This window comes from Frigidibacter sp. SD6-1, assembly GCF_030143255.1.
In the GTDB taxonomy this organism is placed as follows: Bacteria; Pseudomonadota; Alphaproteobacteria; order Rhodobacterales; family Rhodobacteraceae; genus TMP-24.
The window spans coordinates 1-1057 of the sequence record NZ_JARJNR010000032.1 but is presented as its reverse complement, the minus strand read 5'-3'; the positions used below and the strand labels follow the sequence as shown (position 1 = coordinate 1057).

Sequence of the window (1057 nt, the reverse complement as noted above, 5' to 3'; positions counted from 1 at the left end):
CACGGTCGTCTCGCGGGAGCTGGACGACCGGCCGACGCTGGTGCACAATCTCGAGGTCGCGGGCGCGCACACCTACTTCGCCGGAGAGCTGGAGGCGTGGGGGCATAATGCATCTTCCGGCGCTTACCTCTTCAAGCTCGCCAACGGCAAATGGTACGCTGGAAAGGGGCCAAAATCGCGTTGTAAAAAGAGCAAAAGAGCGAAATCCAAGGCGGAAGGTTCTCCGGTCGTGTTGAGCTTCTTCTGGCCCGCGACCTCCACTCGCGAAGCGTTTGTGATGGAAGATCAGCTAATTTGCGACCTTGGCGGAATTGGCGGCCCTGATCTAATTAACGTCAAAAACAGCCCCGGCCGGAAGTTGCGGCAGTAGCTCGGGAGGTAGTGTTAAAATGGAGCATGATTTTTTCGGTACGGTAGAAACGGAAACTGACGTATGGACAACACGGCACACACTCCCAGACGGGCGAAAGATAACTGTGGAGTTATGGAACGCAAAGTGGAGCGACCTTGATGCCGCGGCAGATTTCCTTCGGAATCCAGAGGCATGGGAGAGAAAGTGCAGCGAAGCGTTTTACAAAAACTTCCAGAGTGATATACACCCTTATTTGCATCGCGTAGTTAAGGTAGGCGACGGAGATCTAAATGCATTCGCGTTTGAAACTCCAGATTCGCTGCGGGCGGAAAGTTTCTGGGAGCTGATTCAACTGAAGTCTATGGATGTTTTCCGCGAAGACGAAGGGCTTGAGCTCGTCTTGGACTATAAGTTTTCGCGAATTGAAACGGAATATGTCGTTTGCTTCAGGTTTTCCCAAGATGGTGCCCTGCAAGACTGTGCCTTGGAAAGTTGAGGGGCCGGGGTGTCGGCGACATATGCCGACGAGCCACGATCATGACGAAAGTATCCACGGTATCGGCCTAATCGATGATACTCGCTGACCGTATCGGACGAGCACAGCCGGACCGCAGGGACCGCGGCCGAATGCGCGGTCGAGGCGATCGTGCCGTCCTGCGGCTGCGGCTCGGCGCTCGACGAGATGGTCGGCGCGCTGATGCAGGC

At 55.5% G+C, this 1057-nt stretch carries 2 protein-coding genes; both read left to right on the top strand.

Translation table 11 applies throughout. From position 1 onward, the window contains the following. A partial coding sequence (locus P0645_RS19235; protein WP_284166169.1) for a hypothetical protein occupies nucleotides 1-370 on the top strand: 370 nt, incomplete at its 5' end. Nucleotides 371-389: 19 nt separating this feature from the next. After that, the gene (locus P0645_RS19230; protein WP_284166168.1) at nucleotides 390-848 is read left to right on the top strand and encodes a DUF2004 domain-containing protein; all 459 of its coding nucleotides are present in this window, start codon (nucleotides 390-392) and stop codon (nucleotides 846-848) included. Nucleotides 849-1057: the final 209 nt, after the last annotated feature.

Excerpts from the sequence above, each read along its gene's own strand:
- P0645_RS19230 (WP_284166168.1), top strand. The coding sequence starts at position 390 with ATGGAGCATGATTTTTTCGGTACGGTAGAAACGGAAACTGACGTATGG.